The sequence below is a fragment of the Sorangiineae bacterium MSr11954 genome (assembly GCA_037157815.1).
GTDB classification, from domain to species: Bacteria; Myxococcota_A; Polyangia; order Polyangiales; family Polyangiaceae; genus Pendulispora; species Pendulispora albinea.
The window spans coordinates 195,425-218,601 of record CP089984.1; the positions used below are offsets into that span (position 1 = coordinate 195,425).

General features: G+C 66.8%; 13 protein-coding genes. 5 read left to right on the forward strand and 8 right to left on the reverse strand.

What is annotated here, in order from left to right; all coding sequences use genetic code 11:
• The first annotated feature begins 25 nt into the window (after window positions 1–25).
• Both LZC94_00815 and LZC94_00820 read left to right on the forward strand, forming a co-directional pair.
• Complete coding sequence (locus LZC94_00815) at window positions 26–2,350, forward strand: hypothetical protein (GenBank protein WXB15820.1); 2,325 nt, start codon at window positions 26–28, stop codon at window positions 2,348–2,350.
• A 119-nt stretch (window positions 2,351–2,469) separates the two neighbouring features.
• On the forward strand, window positions 2,470–3,315 hold the full coding sequence (locus LZC94_00820) for a polysaccharide lyase (GenBank protein ID WXB15821.1): 846 nt from the start codon (window positions 2,470–2,472) through the stop codon (window positions 3,313–3,315).
• On the opposite strand, the gene LZC94_00825 is transcribed toward LZC94_00820, so the two are convergent.
• The 4 genes from LZC94_00825 to LZC94_00840 all read right to left on the reverse strand — a co-directional run bounded on the left by LZC94_00825 (window position 3,303) and on the right by LZC94_00840 (window position 6,769).
• A complete protein-coding gene (locus LZC94_00825; protein WXB15822.1) occupies window positions 3,303–3,986 on the reverse strand; it encodes an SdpI family protein in 684 nt (227 codons plus the stop codon). The genes LZC94_00820 and LZC94_00825 overlap by 13 nt on opposite strands.
• A complete protein-coding gene (locus LZC94_00830; protein WXB15823.1) occupies window positions 3,983–4,327 on the reverse strand; it encodes a metalloregulator ArsR/SmtB family transcription factor in 345 nt (114 codons plus the stop codon). Before LZC94_00830 ends, LZC94_00825 begins: the two co-directional genes overlap by 4 nt.
• Before the next feature lie 220 nt (window positions 4,328–4,547).
• Complete coding sequence (locus LZC94_00835; GenBank protein ID WXB15824.1) at window positions 4,548–5,108, reverse strand: DUF6328 family protein; 561 nt, start codon at window positions 5,106–5,108, stop codon at window positions 4,548–4,550.
• Window positions 5,109–5,158: 50 nt separating this feature from the next.
• Window positions 5,159–6,769, reverse strand: coding sequence for a beta-N-acetylhexosaminidase (locus tag LZC94_00840; GenBank protein ID WXB15825.1), 1,611 nt, complete (start codon window positions 6,767–6,769; stop codon window positions 5,159–5,161).
• A gap of 236 nt (window positions 6,770–7,005) precedes the next feature.
• Here LZC94_00840 and LZC94_00845 point away from each other — a divergent pair, with 236 nt between their 5' ends.
• Window positions 7,006–8,979 (forward strand): N-acetylmuramoyl-L-alanine amidase, encoded by a 1,974-nt coding sequence (locus LZC94_00845; protein WXB15826.1) that lies wholly within the window; start codon window positions 7,006–7,008, stop codon window positions 8,977–8,979.
• A gap of 9 nt (window positions 8,980–8,988) precedes the next feature.
• Here LZC94_00845 and LZC94_00850 read toward each other — a convergent pair whose 3' ends face one another.
• The 3 genes from LZC94_00850 to ribB all read right to left on the reverse strand — a co-directional run bounded on the left by LZC94_00850 (window position 8,989) and on the right by ribB (window position 16,373).
• Window positions 8,989–11,262, reverse strand: a complete 2,274-nt coding sequence (locus LZC94_00850) for a PQQ-dependent sugar dehydrogenase (protein ID WXB15827.1) — start codon at window positions 11,260–11,262, stop codon at window positions 8,989–8,991.
• Window positions 11,263–11,401: 139 nt separating this feature from the next.
• A complete protein-coding gene (locus LZC94_00855; GenBank protein ID WXB15828.1) occupies window positions 11,402–12,331 on the reverse strand; it encodes a TerC/Alx family metal homeostasis membrane protein in 930 nt (309 codons plus the stop codon).
• A 25-nt stretch (window positions 12,332–12,356) separates the two neighbouring features.
• Window positions 12,357–16,373 carry a 3,4-dihydroxy-2-butanone-4-phosphate synthase gene (gene ribB, locus LZC94_00860; protein WXB15829.1) on the reverse strand — a complete coding sequence of 1,339 codons (4,017 nt, stop codon included), beginning with the start codon at window positions 16,371–16,373 and terminating at the stop codon, window positions 12,357–12,359.
• A gap of 201 nt (window positions 16,374–16,574) precedes the next feature.
• On the opposite strand from ribB, the gene LZC94_00865 reads away from it, so the two are divergent.
• The gene (locus LZC94_00865; protein ID WXB15830.1) at window positions 16,575–18,086 is read left to right on the forward strand and encodes a condensation domain-containing protein; all 1,512 of its coding nucleotides are present in this window, start codon (window positions 16,575–16,577) and stop codon (window positions 18,084–18,086) included.
• Between the two features lie 12 nt (window positions 18,087–18,098).
• A complete protein-coding gene (locus tag LZC94_00870) occupies window positions 18,099–19,328 on the forward strand; it encodes a cytochrome P450 (protein WXB15831.1) in 1,230 nt (409 codons plus the stop codon).
• 29 nt (window positions 19,329–19,357) lie between these two features.
• Here LZC94_00870 and LZC94_00875 read toward each other — a convergent pair whose 3' ends face one another.
• On the reverse strand, window positions 19,358–23,176 hold the full coding sequence (locus tag LZC94_00875; protein ID WXB15832.1) for an AAA family ATPase: 3,819 nt from the start codon (window positions 23,174–23,176) through the stop codon (window positions 19,358–19,360).
• Between the last annotated feature and the right edge of the window lies 1 nt (window position 23,177).

The following is a 23,177-nucleotide window of genomic DNA, read 5'->3' on the forward strand; positions in this document are numbered from 1 at the left end:
CGGCCCCACGCGCTTGGAGGAATCCATGAAACGTCTGTGGACACGGTGGATCATGCGGCTCATGGCGGGGTCGGTCGCGTTGGCGGCCGCCTGCGATGGGCCTACCGCCCTCGAATCGAGCGCAGGGTCGTCTGCGCCGAGCCACGTGGGAGCCTTTGCGTGGAGTCTCGATGACACCATGTCGACCGACGCGGCATGGTCCTCGTACCTCGGCGGGCTCGATCCCGTATGGCGCTCGGTGCCGACGAGCTTTTACCAGGGCCCCTTTCTCGGCAATGGTGCGCTGGGCGCCTCCGTGTACCAGACCGGCGCGGCCAAGCGCATCTCGTTCAAGCTCGGTGATACGCGCGTTCGCGATCATCAAGGTACGGGCGGTTCGCTCTTTGGGAATGCGCGCCTCCCCATTGGCGAGCTCGTTCTGAACACGGCGGGCGACGTATCGGACGTGGATCTGCGGCTGTCGCTCTGGGACGCCGAGCTATCGGGCACCGTCACCACCACCAAGGGCGTGCTCTCGGTGCGCGCCTATGTGCACGCCCAGCGCGATGTGCTGGTCGTATCGACCACCGTGAAGTCCGGCGCGGAGAAGGCCGCCTGGAGCTTCGTGCCGGCGCAGGCGCGAAGCCCCCGCCTGGATTTCAAGCCTGCGCCCGATGGCTTGAAGACCAACCCCGACCCCGTTCTTCGCACGAGCGGCGACGGCGGCACCTGCACGCAAAACTTGGCGGCGGGCGGTCAGACCGTCAGCCAATGGCAGAGCGCGCCCGATGGCAAGGCGCAGACCTTGCTCCTGACCGTGGCCCACAGCTACCCGGAGAGCACGGCCGCCGCCGCGGCATCGAAGACCCTGGCGGCTGCGCGGACCAAGGGCGCGAGTGGGCTGCGCGCCGAGCACCTCGGGTGGTGGCACGCCTTTTATCCAAAGAGCTTCGTGTCGATGTCCGATACGCGGTTCGAGAGCTTCTATTGGATTCAGCTCTACAAAATGGCCAGCGCCACCCGCCGCGACCGGCCGGTGCTGAGCACCACCGGGCCCTGGCTCGAGAAGACCCCTTGGCCCGGCGTTTGGTGGAACCTCAATGTGCAGCTCGAATATTGGTTGATCGACGCCACCAACCACCGCGAGCTCGACTCGCTGACCGCTTCGCTCGATCGCTACCGCGAAAACTTGGTGTCCAACCTGCCCGAGGACTATCGGGGCGACTCGGTGGGCATGGCGCGCACCAGCCAGGAAGATCTGGTGACGGCGACGGTGGCCTTGCCGGGGAGCAGCGGCGATCCCGAGGTCGGAAACCTGATTTGGGCGCTGCACAACGCGTGGCTCGGATACCGCCACACCATGGATGACGGCGTGCTTCGCGATCTCGTGTTCCCGCTCCTGCGTAAATCGGTGAATTTCTATCTGCATTTTCTGACCAAGGACGCGGCCGGCGTTTACCACCTGCCGAGGACGTTCTCGCCCGAATATGCGTCCACGGCCGATTGCAATTACGATCTCGCGCTCCTGCGTTGGGGCGCCTCCACCCTGCTCGCAGCCGACGCCCGCCTGGGGCTCCATGATCCGCTCGCGCCCACGTGGCAGGACGTGCTCGAGCACCTCGCCCCGCCGCCGCAGGACGCGACCAACGGCTTTTGGATCGGCGCCGACGTGCAGCTCACGTCCTCGCACCGGCATTATTCGCACTTGCTCGGGTTCTATCCGCTGTACGAGCTGGACGTGACGACGAGCCGCGCGAACCGCGATGCGCTGACCAAATCGATGGCGCACTGGCTCGGTTACACGGGGGCGCTGCAGGGATATACGTTTACGGGATCCGCCTCGATGTATGCCCTCCTTCGCGAGGGCGACAAGGCGCGCGGCCAGCTCGTGACCTTGTTCGACAAGTACGTGCAGCCCAACACGATGTACAAGGAGTCGGGCCCGGTCATCGAGACGCCCTTGTCGGGCGCGCAGAGCATGCACGATATGCTACTGCAAAGTTGGGGTAACACGGTACGCGTCTTTCCTGCCGTGCCCGCCGCATGGGCTGATGTGACCTTGCACAACGTGCGGGCCGAGGGCGCCTTCGTGGTGAGCGCGGTCCGGCGCGGCGGTAAGACGCAATTCATTCGAATCAAGAGCCTTGCAGGTGAGCCTTGTCGGATCGATCCCGGCAACCTTCCGGGACCCTACGATGTGCGCGCCTTGCCCGATGGCCGCCCCGTTCCCTTTACGACGAACGGCGATGGCACCTTACAAGTGGTTTTGACGCGCAACGACGATGTCCTCCTCGTCACCCGAGGCAACACATCGAATTGGACGATTGCACCTGCGGGCAAGCCTACCAATCGATTCTGGGGCCTTCCCTAAATCGACGAAAGGGTGGAAAGAAGACTCGAGCGCGACTGCCTCGCTATGGCACAATGACACCGGTGTCTATCGCGTGTCCAACGCGCGCCCCATCGCAAAGAATCGCAAAAGGAGGATCCATGCCCCACTTCCTCGGCAACCGACGCTTCGCCCTTACCTTGGCCGCTCTGGTCACCTCGTCGCTCGGCATCATGTGCGCGCCCGCAGAGTCCGAGCCGGCGAATGGCAGGCCGAACGACTCGGAGGCGTCGACCCTGGCCCCGGACGCTTCGTGGCAGCTGAAATGGAGCCCGGAGGCCAACCGAGATGGATTGTTGAAGTCGTTCGAAGGGGTCGAGGACGACCGTGCCAACTCGCACACGGAGGGGCAGCCTCACATTTTCGTTCAGGACAACAATTTTCGGTTCAACATGCACACGGTCGATCGCGACGCCAGCACCGATCGCCAGCGGCAGGAAGTAAAGGGCATGCGCGCCTCGAACGGCGCCAACTTGGAGATTCGCGCGGGCGAGACCTGGCGGCTCTCGTGGTCGTTGTTCATTCCGAGCTCGCTCAAGGCGACCACCAGCTTCACCCATATCATGCAGCTCAAACAGCCGGGCGATGGCTCGAGCCCCATCCTGGTGATGTCGCTGCGCCGGCGCAAGACCAATACGCGGATCGAGGTCAAGGTGTTCGAGTCCGACACCATGGTGGGCGAAATCGATTTGGCGCCGCTCCAGGACAAGTGGATCAGCACGGACGTGGAGTTCAAAGCCGCCAATGGGCCCGACGGGTGGGTGCGCTGGGTCGTTCGCGATGGCGAGGCCACGGTGCTCGACAAGAAGGTCACCGGGGTCGATACGTTCCTCGCCGATCGCGTTCGGCCCAAGTGGGGTATTTATCGCTCGCTCGCCGATACGTCGGGATCGCTGCAAGACTGTTACATGCTGACCACGAACATGCGCGCGTATCAGCTTTTGTAGCCGCCTCGCGCGAGGAAGGCCGAGTAAATCGCGGGGATGAGCGCGGCGGAGACGACCGCCGCGCACGCGATGGCCACGCCGAGCGCGGGGGCCACGAGGGCGGTCGCGAAGCACGCGATGGTGGCGGCCAACATGGTGAAGGAGGCGAGGCGGTGGGTGCGCGCCCAGTTCTCGTCGGACGCCAAGGTCCATGGGGTGCGCACGCCCACGAAGGCGTTGCGGCGCACGCGCGGGAGCAAAATGGTGAGGGTGAGGCAGAGGCCACCAATGGCCAGGGGGCAAAAGCTTTGCGGCAATTGCCCGCTCTCCGCCGCGCGCAGGGTGGCCGTATGAACGGCCAATAAAAAGATGGCGAGGGCGCACGCGACCGAGGCCATCGTCCCCGCGGAGCCCGCGCCGCCCGCCGCCCGTGCGCCCACGGGCAGCCAGGCCGCGCCGAACCGCACCAGCAGCCACATGGCGACGGCCAGCGCAGGGAGAAGCCAACCGCCCACGGCGCGCGACGCAAAGCCGTTGGCGACGCCATTCACGTCGAAGTGGATGGGGATGCGCGCTGGAAGCGACGACCACAGGATCGCGGTGACCGCGAACGAGGCGCCCAGCGCGACGACGGCGAGAATATCCGTTCTTCGGATGCGCCGGCCAGGCCGGATAGGGAGAGGATCGCTCATGGCAAACGCTCCTTTCGAGCGCGTCCGAGGCCCCCGCTGCGACCGGCGGCCGATGCGGCCGACGTGACCGGCGCGACGAGCTCGAGCAGCTCGGCCGCGACCTCCTCGAGCGCGCTCGTTTGAAGGGTGTACACGATCGACGTGCCCCGCCGCTCCGCGCGCACGAGCCCCGAGCGTCGGAGCACCGCAAAATGATGCGACAGCGTGGGCTTGGCCAGGTCGAAGGCTGCCGCGATGTCGCCGGCGCTCTTCGAGCCGCGCCGCAAAAGGCGGAGGATGGCGCGGCGGGTGGGATCGGCGAGGGCGCCGAAGATGCCGCTTTCGTCGGGCTTGGAGGGCATTGTTCGATGGTTACGAAATTAGATGCTCATCGAACATTGTCAAGGCGGTCCCATGGATCCCTCGGAAAAACGTGCTCGACGACGCTGCGCCGGCATGGTCGTGGCGCCAGGGATCGCGGCAGGAGACGAGGTCGGCCGCGATCGCGAGCTCCTCGCCCGCGCGGATCGAGCGCGCGAGCTTGCATCGCTCGATGCGGCGGCACGGTATCCGCGCGGGAGACTACCGGCCCCGGTGATCCTCGTTCCCCAGATGGCGCCAGTGGCGCACGAGGGGGACGATGTACCACGTGGCCAGGATGAGCACGAGCGGGACGGCGGCGGCGGCGGGGGCTAGGCGCTCGCCCAGGAGCATGCCGGAGATGAGGAAGACGACCCCGCAAATGGCGAGCGCCAGGAAGGCGATGCCCACGATGGCAAAGCCGTTGGAGCGGTAGAGGAGCCGCTCTTTGTCGTGGGCGCGAAAGGCGATGCGGTGGTTCGACGAGGGGGCGATGAGCAAAATGGCGGCGGTGGCCGTGCACGCGAACGTGAAAAAGAATGCAATATGCAACTCTTCGGAGAGCCGCGCGAACGTCTCGTGAAAGGGGACGGTGAGGAGAAACGCAAAGAGCATTTGCACCCCCGGCAGCGCGATGCGTAGCTCGCTGAGCAGCTCGGTCATCTCCCGGTTGATGCGCGCCTGAGGCGTTTCCTTGTCCGACGTATCCGCGCTCACCCGGCGATGATACCGCGATTCACCCCAAGGGCGGTACTCCACCCCGAAGGGCGGTACCGCCACCACGCTGCCAAACGACTCGTGGGGCGGTACCGACGCGCAGGCGGGAGCTGCGATCAGGGCCAGGGCACTTGGGGCGACGCGTAGTACGTGATGTTCGCCTTCTTCCAGCGCGGGCCTTGGGCGGCGAGGCGCTGCTTGAACTGGTCCCACGTCTGGTTGGCCGACGCCCATCCGCGCTCGGCCAGGGCCGGGAGCCTGGGGAAGATCATGTACTCGATATGGGCGAGGGTGGTGAGCGTCTCGGTCCACAGGGGCGCCTCGATGCCGGCCACGCTGCTGCTGGAGACGCCGGTGAGGTAGCTCGCGGGGTTCCAGTTGTACGCGTCGCGCGCCTCGATCAAACCGGCCCAGTCCTGGCCCAGCGGCGTGTTGCGATTGTACTTCATATCCAAGTACGCCTTGTTGGCCGGCGAGAGCAGGATCTTCAGCCCGCGCTTGGCCGCCGCTTGAACGCTGCTGTCGGTGGGGGTCGTCCCCCAATATTGAGGGATGGCCGACGTCTCGGGGTTCGCCTTCAGGATCTCGTGCCAGCCGATCAGCTTTTTGCCGGCTTGCGCCACCAGGGGCATCACCCGCTGCTCGAAGGCGAGGTAATCGGGCTCCGAGGTGCTCGATGCTTCGTCGCCGCCCAGGTGAATGTACGGACCCGGCGTGAGGGCCGCGAGCTCGCGCACCACGTCGCCCACGAACTTGACCACCACGTCGCGGTGCTGCGCGTCCATACAGAACGTGGAGAACCCGACGTCCGTCCCCGTGTAGAGCGGCTTGGCCTTGTTGTCGCAATTGAGCTCCGCCACCGACGCCAGCGCCGCGTTGGTGTGGCCGGGCATGTCGATCTCGGGGACGATGGTGATGTACCGCGCCGCCGCGTAGTCGACGATATCCGTGTAAACGGCCTTGGTGTAATAGCCGCCCGGGCCTCCGCCGACCTGGGTGCTCCCGCCGTAGGTCGCCAATCGTGGATAGGCGTCGATTTGAATGCGCCAGCCCTGATCGTCGGACAAATGGAGGTGCAGATAGTTCAATTTGTAGCGCGCCAGATGGTCGATGTACCTCTTCACCGTACCTTCGGGGAAGAAATGGCGGGCCACGTCGAGCATGGCGCCCCGGTAGCCGAACTTCGGGTAGTCCAAGACGTGGCCGCCCGCGACCTGCCACGGGCCGGTTTGGGTCGATGATCCCTCGATGGTAACCGGTAGCAATTGCCGGAGGGTCTGCACGGCCGCGAAGAGTCCCGCGCCGGTGTTCGCGCGCACCAGGATGCGGCTCGGATCGACGTCGAGCTCGTAGCCGGAGGCGCCGACCTTGGGATTGGCGCCCGTGAGGAGGAGCACGATGCCAGAGCTCACGCTCGACGCGGGGCGCACGGGGAGGGGATATCCCGTGGCGGGGCGGAGCAATGTACCCAGGTATTCGCCCACGCGCGCGGCCTCGGCCGAATTGGCCTCGGTGTAGATCACGGTGCTCTGCGTGATGGTATGCGTTTGGCTCGCGCTCGATTGCACCGATACCGGCGCAGGAATGACCTTGTCGAGGGCCACGGGGGCGGCCTCCAATTGCAACTCGTCGGACGTCGAATCCGTGATGTCCGGATTGTCCTCCGTATCGATGTCCGCGCCGGAGCACGCAGCGGTGCCCGCGGACGAAAAGAACGTGAGGAACATGCAGAGAAAGGCTCGGGTGGAGAAAGATGCGGATGTGCCTCGGGTGGGATCCATTCCAGCACAGTGCCGCCGGACTACGGATTCTCGCAAGCGTGAATATCTGAAATGCGACTGGGATACGCGCCTGCGACCAAATGTGATTCGTACATCATGACCATTCGGTTGATAGCGGTTGTGTCTTCGATTTGCGATCAACGGAGTGCCGAATTGGGTGGTCTCATGACTAAGATATGGTGATGAAAAGAATTTTCGCCGGCTGCATGATCCTGGTGAACCTGGGTGTGTTTGCGAGCTGTCAGACCGCGCCCCCCGAGTCGGGAGAGCTCGGACCGACGGGTCCGGAGGGCACACGGCAACGCGCGTTTGCGGAGGCGTCACGGGAGTTCGGTGTGCCCGAGAGTGTGCTGCTCGGCGTCGCGTACATGGAATCGCGGTGGGACGCGAACGCCGGTGCGCCAAGCCGCAGCGCGGGCTACGGCCCCATGCACCTGACCGACGTGGACGCGGCTCGTTCCATGAGCTCCCGCGCGCAAGGACAAATGGACGAAGACGACGCCGATCCGCGCGGCGACGATGCGCGGCCCCTGCGCCCGAGCGCTACCCGCGCCGTCGCTGCGGAAATGGCGCCGTCGCTGCGCACCATGGATCTCGCGGCGCGGCTGGTGGGGCTCGACAGAGATACGCTCCGCCGCGATCCGGAGCAGAACATCCGCGCCGGCGCGGCGCTCCTGGCGCATTACCAGCGGGCGGCGAATCCAGGGGCGCTCAGCGCCGATCCGGCGGATTGGTATGGCGCGGTGGCGCGCTACAGCGGCGCGGCGGACGCAGGCTCGGCAAAGCGGTTTGCCGATGACGTCTTCGAGACCATGGCAGAGGGCGCGCACCGGGTGACGGACGATGGGCAGGACGTGACCTTGTTCGGGCGCGCGGAGCTCCGGCCGCGCAAGGTGGAGCAGCTCGAGCGCCTCGGGCTGCGCGCGAGCGTCGCGGCGGAGACGGATTGTCCCGCGGAGCTGGGGTGCGAGTGGATCCCGGCGCCCTATCAGGAGCTCGGCGGCGGCGATTATGGCAATCACGATTTGGCCGATCGACCGAACAGCCAGCGGATATCGTACATCATCGTTCACGACACGGAGGGGTACTATCCGCATGTCCTGGAGCAAGTGCAGGATCCCACGTACGTGAGTTGGCATTACACCTTGCGCTCCTCCGACGGCCATGTCGCGCAGCACGTGCGGACCAAGGACGTGGCGTGGCACGCGGGCAATTGGTATGTCAACGCCAAGTCGATTGGCCTGGAGCACGAGGGCTTCGCCGCCCAGGGGACATGGTACACCGAGGCCCTCTACCGCAGCTCGGCGAGGCTCGTGCGCTACCTGGCGCTGCGCTATGGGATCCCGCTCGATCGCGCGCACATTCTAGGTCACGACAACGTGCAGGGCACGGTGCCGAACACCGTCAAGAACATGCACTGGGATCCCGGCCCGTATTGGGATTGGGCGCACTACTTCGACTTGCTCGGCGCGCCCCTGCGAAAGACGGGCGGCGCGCGCGCGGGGCTGGTGACCATCAAGCCCGATTTCGCCAAGAACCAGCCGCCGTTCATCGGCTGCGACAAAAATCGTCCGGCCGATCCCTGTCCGGCGCGGCCTTCGTCGGCCGTGATCCTGCGCACGGAGCCGCGGGCGGACGCTCCGCTGCTCAAGGACGTGGGCCGCCATCCGCCGGATGGGACGAGCACCCTCCACGTCTCGGATCATGGCAGCCGCGTCTCCACCGGGCAGCAGTATGCGGTGGCCGAGCGCCGCGGCGATTGGACCGCCATTTGGTACCTGGGGCAAAAGGGGTGGTTCTACAATCCACCGAGCGCGCCCGCCGCGCTCCCTGCCTTTGGGTTCGTGGTCACGCCCAAAGAGGGAAAGGCGTCGATTCCCGTGTACGGGCGCGCGTATCCGGAGAAGGAAGCGTATCCCGCCCAGGTGCCCGTGCAGGCGATCGTGCCGCTGCAATACGCGCTGCTCGCGGGCCAGAGGTACGCCGTGGGCGAGGTGCCCGAGGCGGAGTACCTCTGGGCGACCACCTTCGACCCCGCGGGGCACGTGGTGGTGGAGGGCGGGACGCGCTATTTCCAGGTTCAGTTCGGCCACCGCGTGGCGTACGTGATGGCCGATGACGTGCAGCTCCTACCCTCTGGGGTGGGGGCGCCGTAAACGGCGCGCTCACTCGGTCGAGGGCGGAGGCGGAGGGCACGTGGTCAGCGACGTGATCCAATCGTCGATGAGCCGCGTGCCCTCGGGGTGAACGACGCGCGAGGCGAGCGGCGGCATGCGCAGGCCCGGATCGGTCGTGTGGATGCGGCGCGAGATGACCGACTTGGCGGGCTGCCCCGGCACCAGTAGCTTCGAGCCCGCCTCCCCGATTTCGCCGAAGGGCTCCACGTTGCAGAGGCCCGCGCCGCCGGCGGTCATCGCGAAGCGCAGGTCCATCGGGCCGATGCTCGGGCCCTCCGGCCGATGGCAGCCGGCGCAATTGGCATGAAGGTACGAGCGCGCCCGGACCTCCAGGGACTCCGTGCCATCGATCTTCGCATAGTGCGCGATGGCGGAGACATCGCCCAAGGGCGCGCTGAACATGCCGATGTGCTCGAGGGTCGAGAGCTGGTTGGCGACCCTGCCCGTGCCCGGGTACAGCATATCCATATTGAGCTGGGCGCTCTCCGGCCCGAGCGTTCTTCCGGCGGCCGCCGTGTGGCATTGGAGGCAGTGCGAGCGCCCCGGGTATGTCCAATCTTGCGTCCCAACCTTCTTCGTCTTGATGGCGGGCACCAAGGTGGCGTCCGTCTGCGCATCGTTCCACTCGTACGTGTAGCCCGCCCACTCACCGTCTTGGTGGCGGACGAACAAGCGCGTTTCGACCAGCTTGTCGCCGATTGAAAATTGCTTCATCAGCACGCTGCCATTGGGAAAATCCCAGTCGCCATCCTCGGCCACCTTGATGGTGGTGCCATCCGGAATGGCGAACCAACGCTTTTTGCCCGCGCCGTCCGACCACAGCGCAGCGTTGATGTCGTAAGGAATCAACCCCGCCGCGGGCTCCTTGGGGTTCTGCGGGTTCACGCAGCCGGTCGCCGACAGCGCGCGCGGAAATGCGGCCGAGCCCGGGTCCGAAAAAGGGACGGGGTCGATGCGATAGAGCCGGCCATGAATGTAGTCGATGACATACAGCTCGCCGTCCAGCCCCTCGCCGAAGGACGAAACGTTGAAGCCCGCCATGCCGAGATCTTCGATCGACGCCGCGCCGGTCTTGGGATCGCGGACCATGCGCGAGATGCGCCCCGAGGAGAGATCGCTGAAGATGTACGAGCCGACCAGGGCGGGGATGTTCTTCCCGCGGTAGACGTAGCCGCCGATGATGCCGCGGTCCCCATTGCCGTGCTCGTACGCGACCACCGGATCTTTGAGGGTGGGATCCGGGCACTTGAACTCCGGAAAACGCTTGGTGCAGTCGAACCCCTCCTTGATGCGCCACCCGTAGTTTCCGCCCTTTTCGATGAGGTTGACCTCTTCGTATTTGTCGTCGCCCACGTCCCCCGCCCAGAGCTCGCCCGTGACCTTGTCGAAGCTGAAACGCCAGGGGTTTCGAAAGCCGCGCGCCCACGTTTCCTTGAGCTCCCCGACACCCAGCGGGTGTTCGACCCATGGATTGTCGGTCGGGACTTTGTACGTGGAGCCGCCCGCCGGATCGACCTCGATGCGCAGGATTTTGGCGAAGTAGCCCTTGATGTCCTGTCCTTTCGCGCCATCTTCCTCCCCGCCGTCGCCGAAGCCGATATAGAGCTTGCCGTCGTTGCCAAAGGCGAGGGACGTGTTTTTGTGCTCGATGTCCGGCTGATCGAACTCCAGGGGCCGTTTGTCCTCGGAGATCAACGTCTCTTCCGTGCCCCGATCCAGCTCGTTCAGCACGGTCTTTCGCTTGAAGCGCTTCACCACCGACTTCATGTCGGCCCGGCTGGTGGGGCTGTGCAAGGTGTACGAGAGGTACACGGTGCGGTTGTTGGCGTAGTCCGGGTGGAACGCAAAACCCAGGAGCCCCGCCTCGTTGGACGGGACGCCGGAGGGGATTTCATTGGGCTTGAATCGAATGAAATCGCGGGTGCTGTCGACGTCTTGGCGGTTGTCGAACACGTGAATGCCCGCCGCCGGGCCATTGTCCATCCCTTGCTCCACGACGTACCACTTGCTCGGATCCCCGGGGGCCTGGACCATGTACAAGGGAGCGTCGAACGTGAGGTTCGGGAAGACCCGCGTGAGCTTGATCCCCGCGGCGCCGCGCTCGGGCGCGCGGCACGTGCCGTTCGTGGGACGTGTGTCGATGCCGAATGGGCCTTTGGGCCCCGTAGCGCCCGGCGACGGGGACGAGGACGAGCAATCGATGCTGCAGAATGCAACGAGCGCAACGGCGACCGGGGCGAACCCGTAAACGATGGAACGCATCGAGCATGTTTATACGCGACCTCGGGTTCCGATCGATCTTTACATCCTATCGAAACTACATCTAGGACCTGCGGCTACAGACGCCACGCGCGCGCATGCAGCGTGCTCATCGGGCCATAAATGGGACAAGGCGTTCGTGTTACGAGCGCGCGCGCTCCGAGCGCAATGACGTGAGGGTCGAGCCGCCGAGCAGGCAGGTGATGACGAGGAGGCTCACGCCCGCGGGCACCTCGAAGGCAAAGGAGGCCAGCATTTTGGCGCCGATGAAGAGGAGGACCAGGGAGAGCCCGATCTTGAGGTGCCGCAGGCGGGCGAGGAGCTTGGGCAGAAGGAAATAGAGGGAGCGCAGGCCCAGGACGGCAAAGAGGTTCGAGGTGAGGGCGATGAAAGGATCGGTGGTGGCGCCCAGGACCGCGGGGATGGAGTCGAGGGCGAAGACCACGTCGGTGGCCTCGATGACCAAGAGGGTGACGAGGAGCGGCGTCGCGAAAAGGACGCCGTCCTTGCGGGTGAAGAAGCGGGTGCCATCGAGGGCCGGCGCGATTCGAAACATGCGGCGCGCGGTGCGCTCGACGAGGCCCTCCGAGCGCGTCTCGTCCGAGGGCTCTTCGCGGAGCAGTTTGTAGGCGGCGACGATCAAGAGCGCGCCGAGGATGTAGATGAGAAAGTGGAAATGGGCCACGAGCGAGGTGCCGGGCAGGATCAGCACCGTGCGCAGGACGAACGCGCCGGCCACGCCGGCCACCAGGACCTTGCGCTGCGCCCAGGCGGGGATATCGAAATATCCAAATACGAGGACCATCACGAACAGATTGTCGACGGAGAGGGCCTTTTCCAGGAGATAAGCCGTGAAGAACTGAACCCCCTTCGCGGCGCCGAGCTGCAAGGTGACGCCGGCGCCGAAGGTCGCGGCCAGAGCCAGCCACACGGCGCTCCACGCGAGGGACTCGCGCGTGCTGGGGGCGTGCGGCTGGCGCTGAAACAGGCCGAGATCGAGCGCGAGCATGGATAGAACGACCAGCCCGAAGGCGAGCCAGAGTGCCGCGGTGTCCGTCGTGAGGTGGGTCATCGAGCGCTCGCTTCATGCGAGCATGTCACGCCACCTTTGGAATGGGTAGCGAATCGGCTCGGGCCTCCACCGCATCGTGTGCCAGGAAGGTGGTGTGGCGGCGCTCCTCGTCCAGCTTCTCCGCCTTGGCGATGTACTGCGTGAGCTGCTCGATCGTGATGTAGGGAATGTGAAACTGCTTGGCCATTTCGATCAGCTCGTCACGGCGGGCCATCTCCCCCGCTTCGTTGATCACCTCGACCAGCACCGCCGCCGCCTTGGTGCAGCCGGCCAAACGTGCCATATCCACACCGGCCTCGGTGTGACCTCGACGTACCTTGAGCCCACCTTCGCGCGCGACCAGTGGAAACATATGACCGGGGGAGCGAAGGGCTTCGGGCCCGTACGCGGCATCGATGAGGATGCCCACCGTGCGCGCGCGCTCGGAGGCGGAGATGCCGGTGGTGATGCCGTACTTGGGATCGGCGTCGATGCTGATGGTGAAGGCGGTCCCTTTGGGATCGCGGTTCATGGTGACCATGGGTTGCAATTGTTTCTGAGTGGCGATTTCATGGCTGATGGCCAAGCACACCAGGCCCTTGCCGTGCGTGATCATGAAGTTGATGGCGGCCGCCGTCGCGTGCTCGGCGGCGATCACCAGGTCGCCCTCGTTCTCGCGGTCCTCGTCGTCCGAGACGAGGACGGGCTCTCCGCGCGCAAAGGCGGCCAGCGCCTCGGGGATGAGGGTGTAGGGCGTCGGCGCGCACGTGACATGCGGGCGGGTGCGGGACGCCACGCCATTTCGAAGGCTGCAAAGCGCGTCGTCGAGCTCCTTGACGCATCGTGAAATTTGAAGGGTCGTGTGGGCGGCCGTGACGGTGAGGCGCAGGCCTTGCTGCTCCTTGGGGACCGCGGGGTAAACGATGGGCGCGATGTAGAAGCCGCGCCGCCGCATCTCGCGGGAGAGCGCGTGGGCCTCGGTGTCATCGTCGCAGACCACCGGCATGCACGGGGAGCCCCAGCGGAGCGAGGGGATGCGATGCGCTTCGAGCAGGCGCTCCATGAGCGCGATGTTGTCGCGCAGTCGGCCCATCACCGCGGGATCGGACTCCATGACGCGGAGCGCGGCGCGCGCCGCGGCCACGTTGGCGGGATCCATGGCGCCGCTGAAGACGTGCGGGTTGCTGCGGAAGCGAAGGTAGTGAACGATGGCGCTGCGCCCGGCGACGAAGCCGCCGTGGGCTGGAATGCCTTTGCCGAGCCCCCCCGTGAAGAGGTCGACGTGCCCCTCGAGCCCGTGGTGCTCCGCCGTGCCCCGCCCGCGGTGGCCGATGCCGCCGAGCGCGTGGGCCTCGTCGACCATGATCAGCGCACCATGGCGGTGGGCCACGTCCACCAGGGCGGGCAGGTTGGCGATCTCGCCGCGGAGCGAGTAGACCCCATCGACGATGACCAGCGCCGGGCGGCCTCTGGGGCGGCGCGCGAGCATGCGCGCGAGGGCCGCCTCGTTCTGGTGCGGAAACATTCGAACCTCCGCGCCCGAGAGGCGGCAGCCATCGAGGATCGACGTGTGGACGAGCCTATCGCAATAGATGATTCCATCCTCCTTCATCAGCCCATCGATGGCCGCCAGGTTCGCCATGTAGCCGGACGAGTAGAGGAGCGCTTCGTCGGTGTGGAAGCTCGCGGCGAGCGTTCGCTCCAGCGCTTCGTGCTCCGAGGTGTACCCGCCGAGCAGCGCCACGCCGTGCGAGCCGCTGCCAAAGCGCTGGATGGCCTCGACTTTGGCCTGCAAAACCTGCGGGTGATCGCCCAGGCCCAGGTAGCTGTAGGACGAAAAGAAGGTGAGCGTCTCGTCCCCCAGCCGGGCGTCGGTGGCATTCAGTTTTCGTTCTTGAACCAAGTTGTAATTGAGAACATCGGCCGACTCGAGCCGCCCGAAGTGCTCCGCGTGCCCGCGGAGGCGGGTGGCGAGCGGCTCGCTCTTTTTCGGGGGCCCTTGCCCTTGCGGCTCGTGCGGTTCATGGGATTTGTGCGATTCCTGGGGCTCTTGGACGCGCGACGCTCGGGCGTGCTCCTCCAGCTGCGCGGCGATGCGCTCAATGGTTGCTTCGGCAACAAAATGCGCCGGCCCGAGATCCACGCCGAATCGATCCGCGAGCTCGGCCGAGAGGTTGCACGCGCCGAGCGAGTCGAGCCCCAGATCGCCCAAGCGGGTCCTCGGGTCCGGCGAGAGGCCCGACAGCCGTGACGCGGCCTTCTGCACGGCCGACACGTAGGCGTCGAGGTCCTCACCGCGGCGCGCGACGATTTGCAAGGTGCGCTCCGCGTAGCGGGTGCGGCACGCGCTGCGCTTCGATTTGCCGCTGGTGGTCACCGGTAGATCGCCGGATTTCACGGCCAGGACCACGTGCGCATCGAGGCCATGGTCCGAGCGAATGCGGCGATGGATGGCCTCGAGCACCTGCTCTGCGCGGGCGTTCGTCTCGGCCAGGATCTTGTTGTCGCACTCCACCAGCAGAACGAGCCGCTCGGTCGAGGCCTCCTCGATCGCGATCGCCACGCACCGGTGCGGCTTGATCGCGGGGTGCGCCATGCGCATGGAGCTCTCCAGATCTTCGGCGGCGTAGTTGCGGCCGTTCGCGATCACGGTGTCCTTCGAACGCCCGACGAGATAGAGCTCATTGCCGCACAAGAAGCCGCGATCGCCCGTGCGCAGAAAGCGCGGCGATGTGTCGTCCGATCCCGCGAGCCGCGCGCGGAAGGTGCGCTCGCTCAGCTCCGGCTTGCCCCAATAGCCGGCGGCCACGCTCGGCCCATGGATCCATACTTCGCCCACCTCACCGGGCTCGCACGGCTCGTGGGTCGTTTCGTTCACGATGCGCACATCGGTGCCGATGGCGGCTTGGCCTGCGCCGACCAGGGTCCACCCCCGCTCCGGCGCATCGGGGGCCACGGCCGCGCGCGGCTCGCGGACCGCGATCGCGCGCCCGTCCTGCTCGAGCCGTTTGCGGTCGATGCGAAGGACTTCGACGCCGCCCATGCGCGGGCGCGATGCGCAGAGGAGGGTGGTCTCGGCCATGCCGTAACAAGGAAATAGGCTCTCGCGGCGGAAGCCGTTTTTGGCGAAGACCTCGCAAAACGCGTTCATGGTGTCGCTTCGAACCATCTCGGCGCCGTTGAAGGTCAGCTCGAGGCTCGACAGATCGAGGTGGCGCGCGAGCTCTGGGCGGGCGAGGGCGGCGCGAACGCAACGGTCGAAAGCAAAATTCGGCGCGCCGGTGACCGTGGCGCGAACATCGGAGATGGCCTCGAGCCACGCGAGCGGTGCGCGCATGAAGGTGGCCGGCGGCATCAAGGTGGCGGGCATGCACATCGAGAGGCTCCCGAGGATGCTGCCGACGAGCCCCATATCGTGGTAGGGCGGCAGCCAGAAAACGGCGCGATCGCGCTCGCCCGCGCGGAAGGCGTGCGCGATCATGCGCAGGTTCGCCATCAAAGCGCCGTGTGTCACCATGACGCCTTTGGGATCGCCGGTGCTGCCCGATGTGTATTGGAGAAACGCCAGCGACCGATCGGTGAGCGCGGGTGCGCGCCATCGATGGGCGGCGTGATGTTCGATGCGGTCGGTGGCGATGGTGACGATATCGTGAAGCGTTTGGAGCGCGCGCCCGAACCACGCGCCGCGGGCCTCGTCCGTGGACCAAGACGAGAGGGTGAGCACCGCTTTGGCGCCCGCGTCTTCGGCGATGCGGGGGATGACGGCGGCGCTGGCGCGCGTGAGGCCCGGCGGATAGCACGGCACCGCGGTGACCTCGGCGTAGAGGCAACCGAAGAAGGCATGGATGTACTCCAGACCCGGCGGATAAAGGAGGATCGCGCGCTGGCCGGCCAGTCCCGCTTCTCTCAATGTGGTCGCGATGGCGCGCGCGCGTTGGTGCAGCTCTCCGTAATCGAGCGTTTCAGCGCCTCCGGTCCCTTTGGTAAGGAATCGGAAGGCCAGGCGGCGCGGGTTCTCCTCGGTTCGTGCGCGCACCAGTTCGACGATGGTGGCTGGATTCATGTCTCGTAGCTCTCCTTCCCGGGGGGCGTGCGCACGGCGTGCGCGATAACGAGGACGTGTCGCGAGCGGGGCCGCGGTGTCATGGAAAGTTCGGTCGAGCGCCGGAAGCGATGGGTATCCGCACGAGCCACCTTTTTCCGTCACAGCAAAGGGCCGCCCGCCACACTTCATTCGTGACGCATCGAACGACAGGAATCCCGAATGCAACGACGAATGGAAAGGTCCGAGCCCGCGCGCGAGGACCTCGTCTCGGAGATACGGCCCGTGATCGTCGAGTCCCGGCGCGCCGTGCGCGGGCTCGAGCTGACCATGGCCCAGCTCGGCGTATCGGATCTCATCGTCGGAAAGGTCCGCGGCGATCTACCGATTACCGTCCTTCATCGCGCCGCCTTTCGCATGCAGCGGCGGCACCCGGGGCTGCGCGCGCGCATGGTCCGGCCGAAGGGCGCCGGCTCGCGGCCCGTGTTCGAGTTTTGCGAGCCCAACGTGCGCCGCGTGGTGATCGAAGAGGTGCGCTCGGGCGAGGATCTCGCGCCGGACGGCGCCCCGCTCTGGCAGCGCGTGGTCGAGCGCGAAGCGAACCGCAAGTTCGATATCGCGCGCGGATACATGTTTCGCGTGGTGTGGGTCCCGAACGAGGACGACGGAGGGCACGTGATCGTCGTCGCGCACCACGCCCTGGTCGATGGCTTGTCCCTCATGCGCCTCTTGAACGATCTCCTGCGCGAGGCGCAAAAGCTCATCGCCGATCCCTCGCAGCACTGGCACGACTCCAGCGTGCTCGATCCGCTGCCGCACACCCCCGCGGTGTTGACCGAGCTCCCCGCGCGCCTCCACGAGCAGATCCTCACGTCGCTGGTGCGCCGCAGCTTGATCCGCTCCCAGCGCCTCTACGCGACCTATAGCCCTTTTCCCATCGAAGGGGCCCTGCCGCCAGGGCAGTCGATTCGAACGCATTGCCACTTTCACACCGGCCGGGGCGAGGCCTTCCGCAAGGTGCGCGAGGCGTGCAAGAGGAACGGGGTCACCGTGGGCGGCGCGTTCGCGGCGGCGACGCAGTTCGCCTCGCTGCGGCTGATTCACGCGCGGACGGGCGCGCTCCCTTCGTCGGGCGGGAGCTTGAAGTTCCCGATGACCATGGATTTCAGCCTGCGCGGGCAGCTGGAGGACTTCGCGCGCACGGCGCCGCAAATGGGTTTGCTCATCGGGGCGTCCGATATCGGGGTACGCGTTCGCGACGATATCACCTTTTGGGAGCTGGCGCGGTCGTTGAAAAGGCGGGCCGTGCAGCAGTCGCACCGGCGTTCGCCGTTGCTCTTCCACCAGGTGCTCGACGGCCTTTCGGATCTGGAAGCGGCGCTGGCGAAGGAGGGGGTCGACTACGTCGCGAGCGGCGGTATCGCGGAGTCGGTGAACGTCAGCAGCGTCGGCGAATATCCCTATCCGGAGCGCCTGGGATCGCTGGTGCTGGAGGAGGTGTTCGGCCTCAATACGGCCATGAAGGGCGGTCCCATGTTCATCGTTTGGCTGCGCTCGATCGGGGGGCGATTCTGTTACAACGCGACGTCGGCCCACCCGGCCGCCCGCCGCACGACGGGCGATGCGCTGTTCGCATCGCTGGTGGAGTTGATGGAGACGTGCCACCAGCCCGCGGTGGAGCGCCTTCGCTTGCGCGATTATGCGAGCGCGCAATCGGACCTGTCGGGCTCGTAAAGGCAGGTGCGTATGAACGCCGAATGGACATTGAACCTCCTGGATCCCGAGTTTCGCAGAGACCCTTATCCTACGTTGGCCCGCCTTCGCGCCGAGGATCCGGTGCATCGCACGCGGTGGGGGGCGTGGGCCGTCACGCGCTACGACGATGTGATGCAGATCCTGCGCGACAAGCGAATGAGCCGGGATATGCGGAATTGGTCGGGCTTCGAGAGAAAAGGCACGTGGAAGGAGCACCCCGAGCTCGCCCACTTCGCGAGCTTGTACATGATGAACACCGATCCGCCCAACCATGGCCGGCTGCGCGGGCTCATGGCGCACGCCTTTACGCCGGCCTCGGTCCGCGCCATGCGCGGGGTGGTGGAGTCGATCGCCGACGGGCTGATCGCCGAGCTCCGCGACGGCGAGCCGTTCGAGCTCATGAGCGCCTTTGCGCTGCCGTTGCCGCTCGCGGTCATCGGCCGCCTCTTCGACTTTCCGTACGAGGATTGCCCCAAGCTGCGAAGATGGAGCGCGGCGTTTGCCCCCTTCGTGGAAATGACGGTGACGAAAGCACAAAAAGACGAAATGCGCGCCGCCGTTCAGGAGTTCTTCGGATATCTGAAATATCGGATCGCCGCGCATCGCCGGAACCCCGGCGAGGGGCTGGTCGATCGCTTGCTCGCCGTGAGCGCAGGTGCGGACGCGGGCGCAGGCGCAGAGGAAAAGCTGAGCGAGGACGAGCTGCTCATGAATGTGGCGGGGATGTTCTTCGCCGGCCACGAGACCACGGCGAACTCCATCGGCAATGGCTTGCACGCGCTGCTCCGCGCACCTTCGGAGCTCCTGCGCTTGCGGGCGCACCCCGAGTGGGTGCCCAACGCCGTGCAGGAGTTTTTGCGCTTCGATGGCTCGTCGAACATCGTGATCCGGGTGGCCATGGAGGGCTTCGAGCTCCGTGGAAAGCCCATCGCCAAAGGCGATGTGGTGATGTGCATGCTGGGGGCCGCCAACCGCGATCCGGCGCAGTTCGACGATCCGGATCGGCTCGACGTGACCCGCACGGGCGTGCAGCACGCCACCTACGGCGGCGGCCGCCACTTCTGCATCGGCGCGCAGCTGGCGAACATGGAGCTCGAGGTGGCGTTCGAGCGTCTCTTGAAACGCTTTCCCCGCCTCGAGGTGGACTCTCTCCAGGTCGAGTGGCTCGACCGCGTCAATTTGCGCGGGCTAAACCGCTTCGTCATGACGGGATGGGGTTGAGCCAGGCCGCGCTCATCACGCAAATCGCGTTAATAGAGCGAATGCGCCAAGCGGGCCCACGATTCGGGGCGGGCGATGGGAACCTTGGTGAAGTAGGCGCGCACGCGCTCTTCCAGGTCGACGACGGCCAAGGAGGCGGCGGCGCCGGGGGTGGGGGATGTCGGGGTCAAAAGGCGGGCGAGGTGCATGCAGGCCACGGCGCTGGGGCCGGACATGCCGCATTGGTCGAAGATGTCGATGGCGCGGCGAAGCTTGACGGCGCCGTAGCTGGGATCGCCTATGAGCTCGTGGGCTGCGCCCTGGAGCAGGTGCGCGAGGGCGCCGGCCCATGCGATCCGTTGTTTGGCGGCGAGCTTGGCGAGGTGCCGCAGGCGGGTGATGCGCGCCGCGTCGGAGAGCCGCGCATCGAACAAAGTACAGTCGCTCTCCATCGCGAGCACGGTCAGGCGCACCATCGGCAGCCGGTCCATGCCGAGGCGCTTGCAGTGCACCCACCGTTCGCGCAGCTCGTATTGCGCGCGCTCCACGTCGCCGCAATACAAATGGAAGCTCACCACCGACGACATGATCAGGTGATCGAGCGCGATGAACGGGTACTCGGCGCGTAGCCGGGCGAGCTCCTCCAAGGTGGAGCGCGCCATCGTCACGTCGTCGCGCGCCAGGTGCAGGGCGATGCTCCGGCGCAAGAGGTCCAGGTAGTTGCACCGCGCCTCGCTGGCGGAGAAATATTTCAGCTCGTCGGGGAGCTCCTCGGCCAGATCGCCGATGCGGCCCGTGTGCAAGAGCACCGTGTGCCGGATGGAGCGCACCAGGCACGATTCCCACGAGGCGCCGACCACCTCGTGGCGAAAGATGGAGTCGGCGCGCTCGGCGGCGGCGCTCACGTCCTTCCAGTGCCCCATCCAGTACGAGCACATGGCGCGCGCCATATGCCAGAGCCCCCGCTCGTACGGCCCCGTGCCGCTCCGCTGCAGCTCGTCGATCTGCCGGTGCACCGCGCTGGCGCGGGCCTCGCCGTCTTCGCCGTCGAGCATGGCGCTGTAGACGGACTCGCTGGCCAGGGCCACCACCAGCCGTTTCGGCTCCCCCGCGCGCAGCGCCAAGGGCAAGGTCACGGCGGCGAAGGTGGCGCCGCGAAGGTGATCGAAGGCCCCGAGCGCGGTTTGGGCCGGGTGCAGCGCGTCGAGCTTGCGTAAGAGCTCCGGCGGCACCTCCGACTCGGGCCGCACGACGTAGTGCAGCCCGCGAAGGCGGACCTTCATGCGGTTCGTGATGAGCATCCACTGCGCGCTTCGCTCGCTCTCCGGCCAGGTGAGCCCCACGTCTCGGATGGTCTCGCGCAAGAGCTCGATCCCCTCGTCGAGGTAGCCGCAGCGGATCATCTGCGACACCGCCAAGGTGCGCAGCCGCGCGCGCTCGTCCGGCAGCGCGGTGCGCGCGGCGCGAAGGTACGCGCGCACCGCCTCGGCGCCGCGGCCGGCTTTGGCGAAGGTGTCGGCGCAGCATACGTTGAGCGCCACCCAGTCTGGCTCGTGCTCGCTGCTGCACTCCAGCGCCGTGAGATACAAGCTACCCGCATGCTCGAACGCCAGCGCGGCGAGCGCGCGATCGGCCGCCAGGATCGCGTAGCGCTTGGCGCGCTGATGGTCGCCCGCGCCGCGGTAGTGCGCGAGCAGCCACTGCGGATCGACGGCCGGGAGCGTCTCCAGCGCCTTCGCCAGCGCCGCATGGCGCGCGGTCACGCGCTCGTCCGGAATGGCGCGCATGACCACGCGCCGCACCTGCTCGGTGTAGGGCTCGAAGCCCGTGCCGTTGCCCGCCAGCGCCATGGTGCGCACCAGCCGCCGCGCCAGCAATTGCCGGAGCGACGTTTGAACGTGCGGCACCCCGCAGGCGCTCGCGATGGGCAAGGTGACCGGGCGCACGGCCACCGCGATGAGCTCGAGGAGCGCGCGCGTATCGTCGGTGAGGCGCTCGATGCGCTCGAGCAAGAGCTGCCGCATCGACAAGAGCTCGGGCCGAGGCTCGCTGCCCTCGAGCTCCTGCACCAGCTCGGCGATGTAGAGCGGCATCCCCCGCGACTCGCGCACGACCCACGAGAGCACCGCGTCGCTGGGCGCGCTCTTTCGCGCCGAGAGCGCGATGGCGAGCGCCCGGCTCTCCTGGTCGGTGAAGGGCGCGAGCGGCACGGCAATCGTATTCGGAGCGCAGAGGAGCGCCGAGAGCTCCTCGGGGCGCGCGTCCTCGCTGCGCAAGCTCGCGACCAGGAGCATGCCGGGCGCGTCCGGCCCGCACAAAAACTCCGCCAAGAGGCGCATGCTGTCCGCGTCGGCCCACTGGAGATCGTCGAGCACCACCACCACCGGGTGGCGCTCGGCCAGGCGGTAGATCATGTCCTTGGTGCCCACGAACGCTTGCCGCCGGAGCAGCTGCTCGTCCACCTCGCGGCCGGCCTCCGCCGCCTCGCGAAAGGCTTCGACCCGAAGCAGCGCCGGAAAGAGGCACGCCACCGCCGACGCGTGCCGCGGCACGAACTGCACCGCTTGCTCGGCGGGCATCCGCAGGAGCACGCGCGAAAACGCGTCGACCATCCCGTCGATGCCTTTGTACGGCACGGACTCCCACTCCGAGCACCGCCCCTCGAGCACCACGGCGCCTCGCGCGCGGACGTCGGACGTGAAGCGATGGAGCAAGGTGGTCTTGCCCGTTCCACAAGGGCCATCGAGCAGCACGATGGACGCCGTGCCGGTGCGGGTGCGCTCGAACGCCTGGTGGAGCGCGGCGAGCTCCGCCTCGCGGCCGATGAAGGGCCGCTCGCCCGGCAAGGTCGTGAGGGGTGGCGCCGTCGCGAGCTCGACGCTCGGCCACCCGCTGGAGAGCGCCATCATCTCGTCCGCCGTGGGCCGCGCGCTCGGATCGGCCGCCAGGAGCCGCATGGCCAGGGCCTCCAGATCGGGCGCGATCCGATGGCGGACGACCCGCGAGGGCGGCAGGGGCCGCGGTGCAATGGCCCCATCTCGGGTGACGTCGGGCGCAGTGCGCGGCATCCGACCCGTGAGGAGCTGGTAGAGGATGGCGCCCACCGCGTACCAGTCGCCCGCGCGGGAGACGGGGCCGCCCAAGAGCTGCTCCGGCGCCATGTACCCGAGGGTGCCCGAGATGCGATCGGCCAAGGTTTGCCCCACGCCGCCCACGCGATCCTCGGTGACCAACCCGAAGTCGAGGATGACCGGCCGGCCATCGTCGCGCACCATGACGTTGTGCGGCTTGAGATCGCGGTGGACGAGCCCCGCGCCATGAATGGCGGCGATGCCCTCGATGAGCGCGCGCAGAAGGCCCCGCAGCTCGCCCTCGTCGAAGCCGATTCCGGCGCCCTTGGGGGCAGGGGTGTAGCGAAGCTCGATGTGGCGGTTGAGCGGGAGCCCGTGCACGCGCTCCATGGAGAAGAACCACTCGCCCTGCTCGCTGAACAGCTCGTAAACGCAGATCACGTTGGGGTGCATCAGCTCCGAGAGCCGGCGAAACTCCGTCTTTAGCCGGTACACGTGCGACGCTTGGACCCCGTCGAGGATCTTGAGCGCCACGGGCCTCCCTTGATCGGTGGCCTCGTACACGGTGCCCATCGAGCCTTTGCCGAGCTTGCGGCCCAGCCGGATGCGGCCGTCCACCAGCTCGCGGCCCACCGGGAACTTATCGGGATCGACGCGTACGCTGGGACGTACGGCACGCATCATCCCTTCGAGGCGCGAGAATGCATCGGAGCCCGAGCCAAGGGACTCCGGCAGCGCCTCGGGCGCGGCCAACGAATCCCGGCGAGGCTCGGGGCCGATCGTCGACTTCGGCGTCATG

Coding starts and splice junctions, on each gene's coding strand:
- LZC94_00815 (WXB15820.1), top strand. CDS start 26: ATGAAACGTCTGTGGACACGGTGGATCATGCGGCTCATGGCGGGGTCG.
- LZC94_00825 (WXB15822.1), bottom strand. CDS start 3,986: ATGAGCGATCCTCTCCCTATCCGGCCTGGCCGGCGCATCCGAAGAACG.
- ribB (WXB15829.1), bottom strand. CDS start 16,373: ATGAATCCAGCCACCATCGTCGAACTGGTGCGCGCACGAACCGAGGAG.
- LZC94_00870 (WXB15831.1), top strand. CDS start 18,099: ATGAACGCCGAATGGACATTGAACCTCCTGGATCCCGAGTTTCGCAGA.
- LZC94_00820 (WXB15821.1), top strand. CDS start 2,470: ATGCCCCACTTCCTCGGCAACCGACGCTTCGCCCTTACCTTGGCCGCT.
- LZC94_00850 (WXB15827.1), bottom strand. CDS start 11,262: ATGCGTTCCATCGTTTACGGGTTCGCCCCGGTCGCCGTTGCGCTCGTT.
- LZC94_00840 (WXB15825.1), bottom strand. CDS start 6,769: ATGTTCCTCACGTTCTTTTCGTCCGCGGGCACCGCTGCGTGCTCCGGC.
- LZC94_00855 (WXB15828.1), bottom strand. CDS start 12,331: ATGACCCACCTCACGACGGACACCGCGGCACTCTGGCTCGCCTTCGGG.
- LZC94_00865 (WXB15830.1), top strand. CDS start 16,575: ATGCAACGACGAATGGAAAGGTCCGAGCCCGCGCGCGAGGACCTCGTC.
- LZC94_00830 (WXB15823.1), bottom strand. CDS start 4,327: ATGCCCTCCAAGCCCGACGAAAGCGGCATCTTCGGCGCCCTCGCCGAT.
- LZC94_00875 (WXB15832.1), bottom strand. CDS start 23,176: ATGACGCCGAAGTCGACGATCGGCCCCGAGCCTCGCCGGGATTCGTTG.
- LZC94_00845 (WXB15826.1), top strand. CDS start 7,006: ATGAAAAGAATTTTCGCCGGCTGCATGATCCTGGTGAACCTGGGTGTG.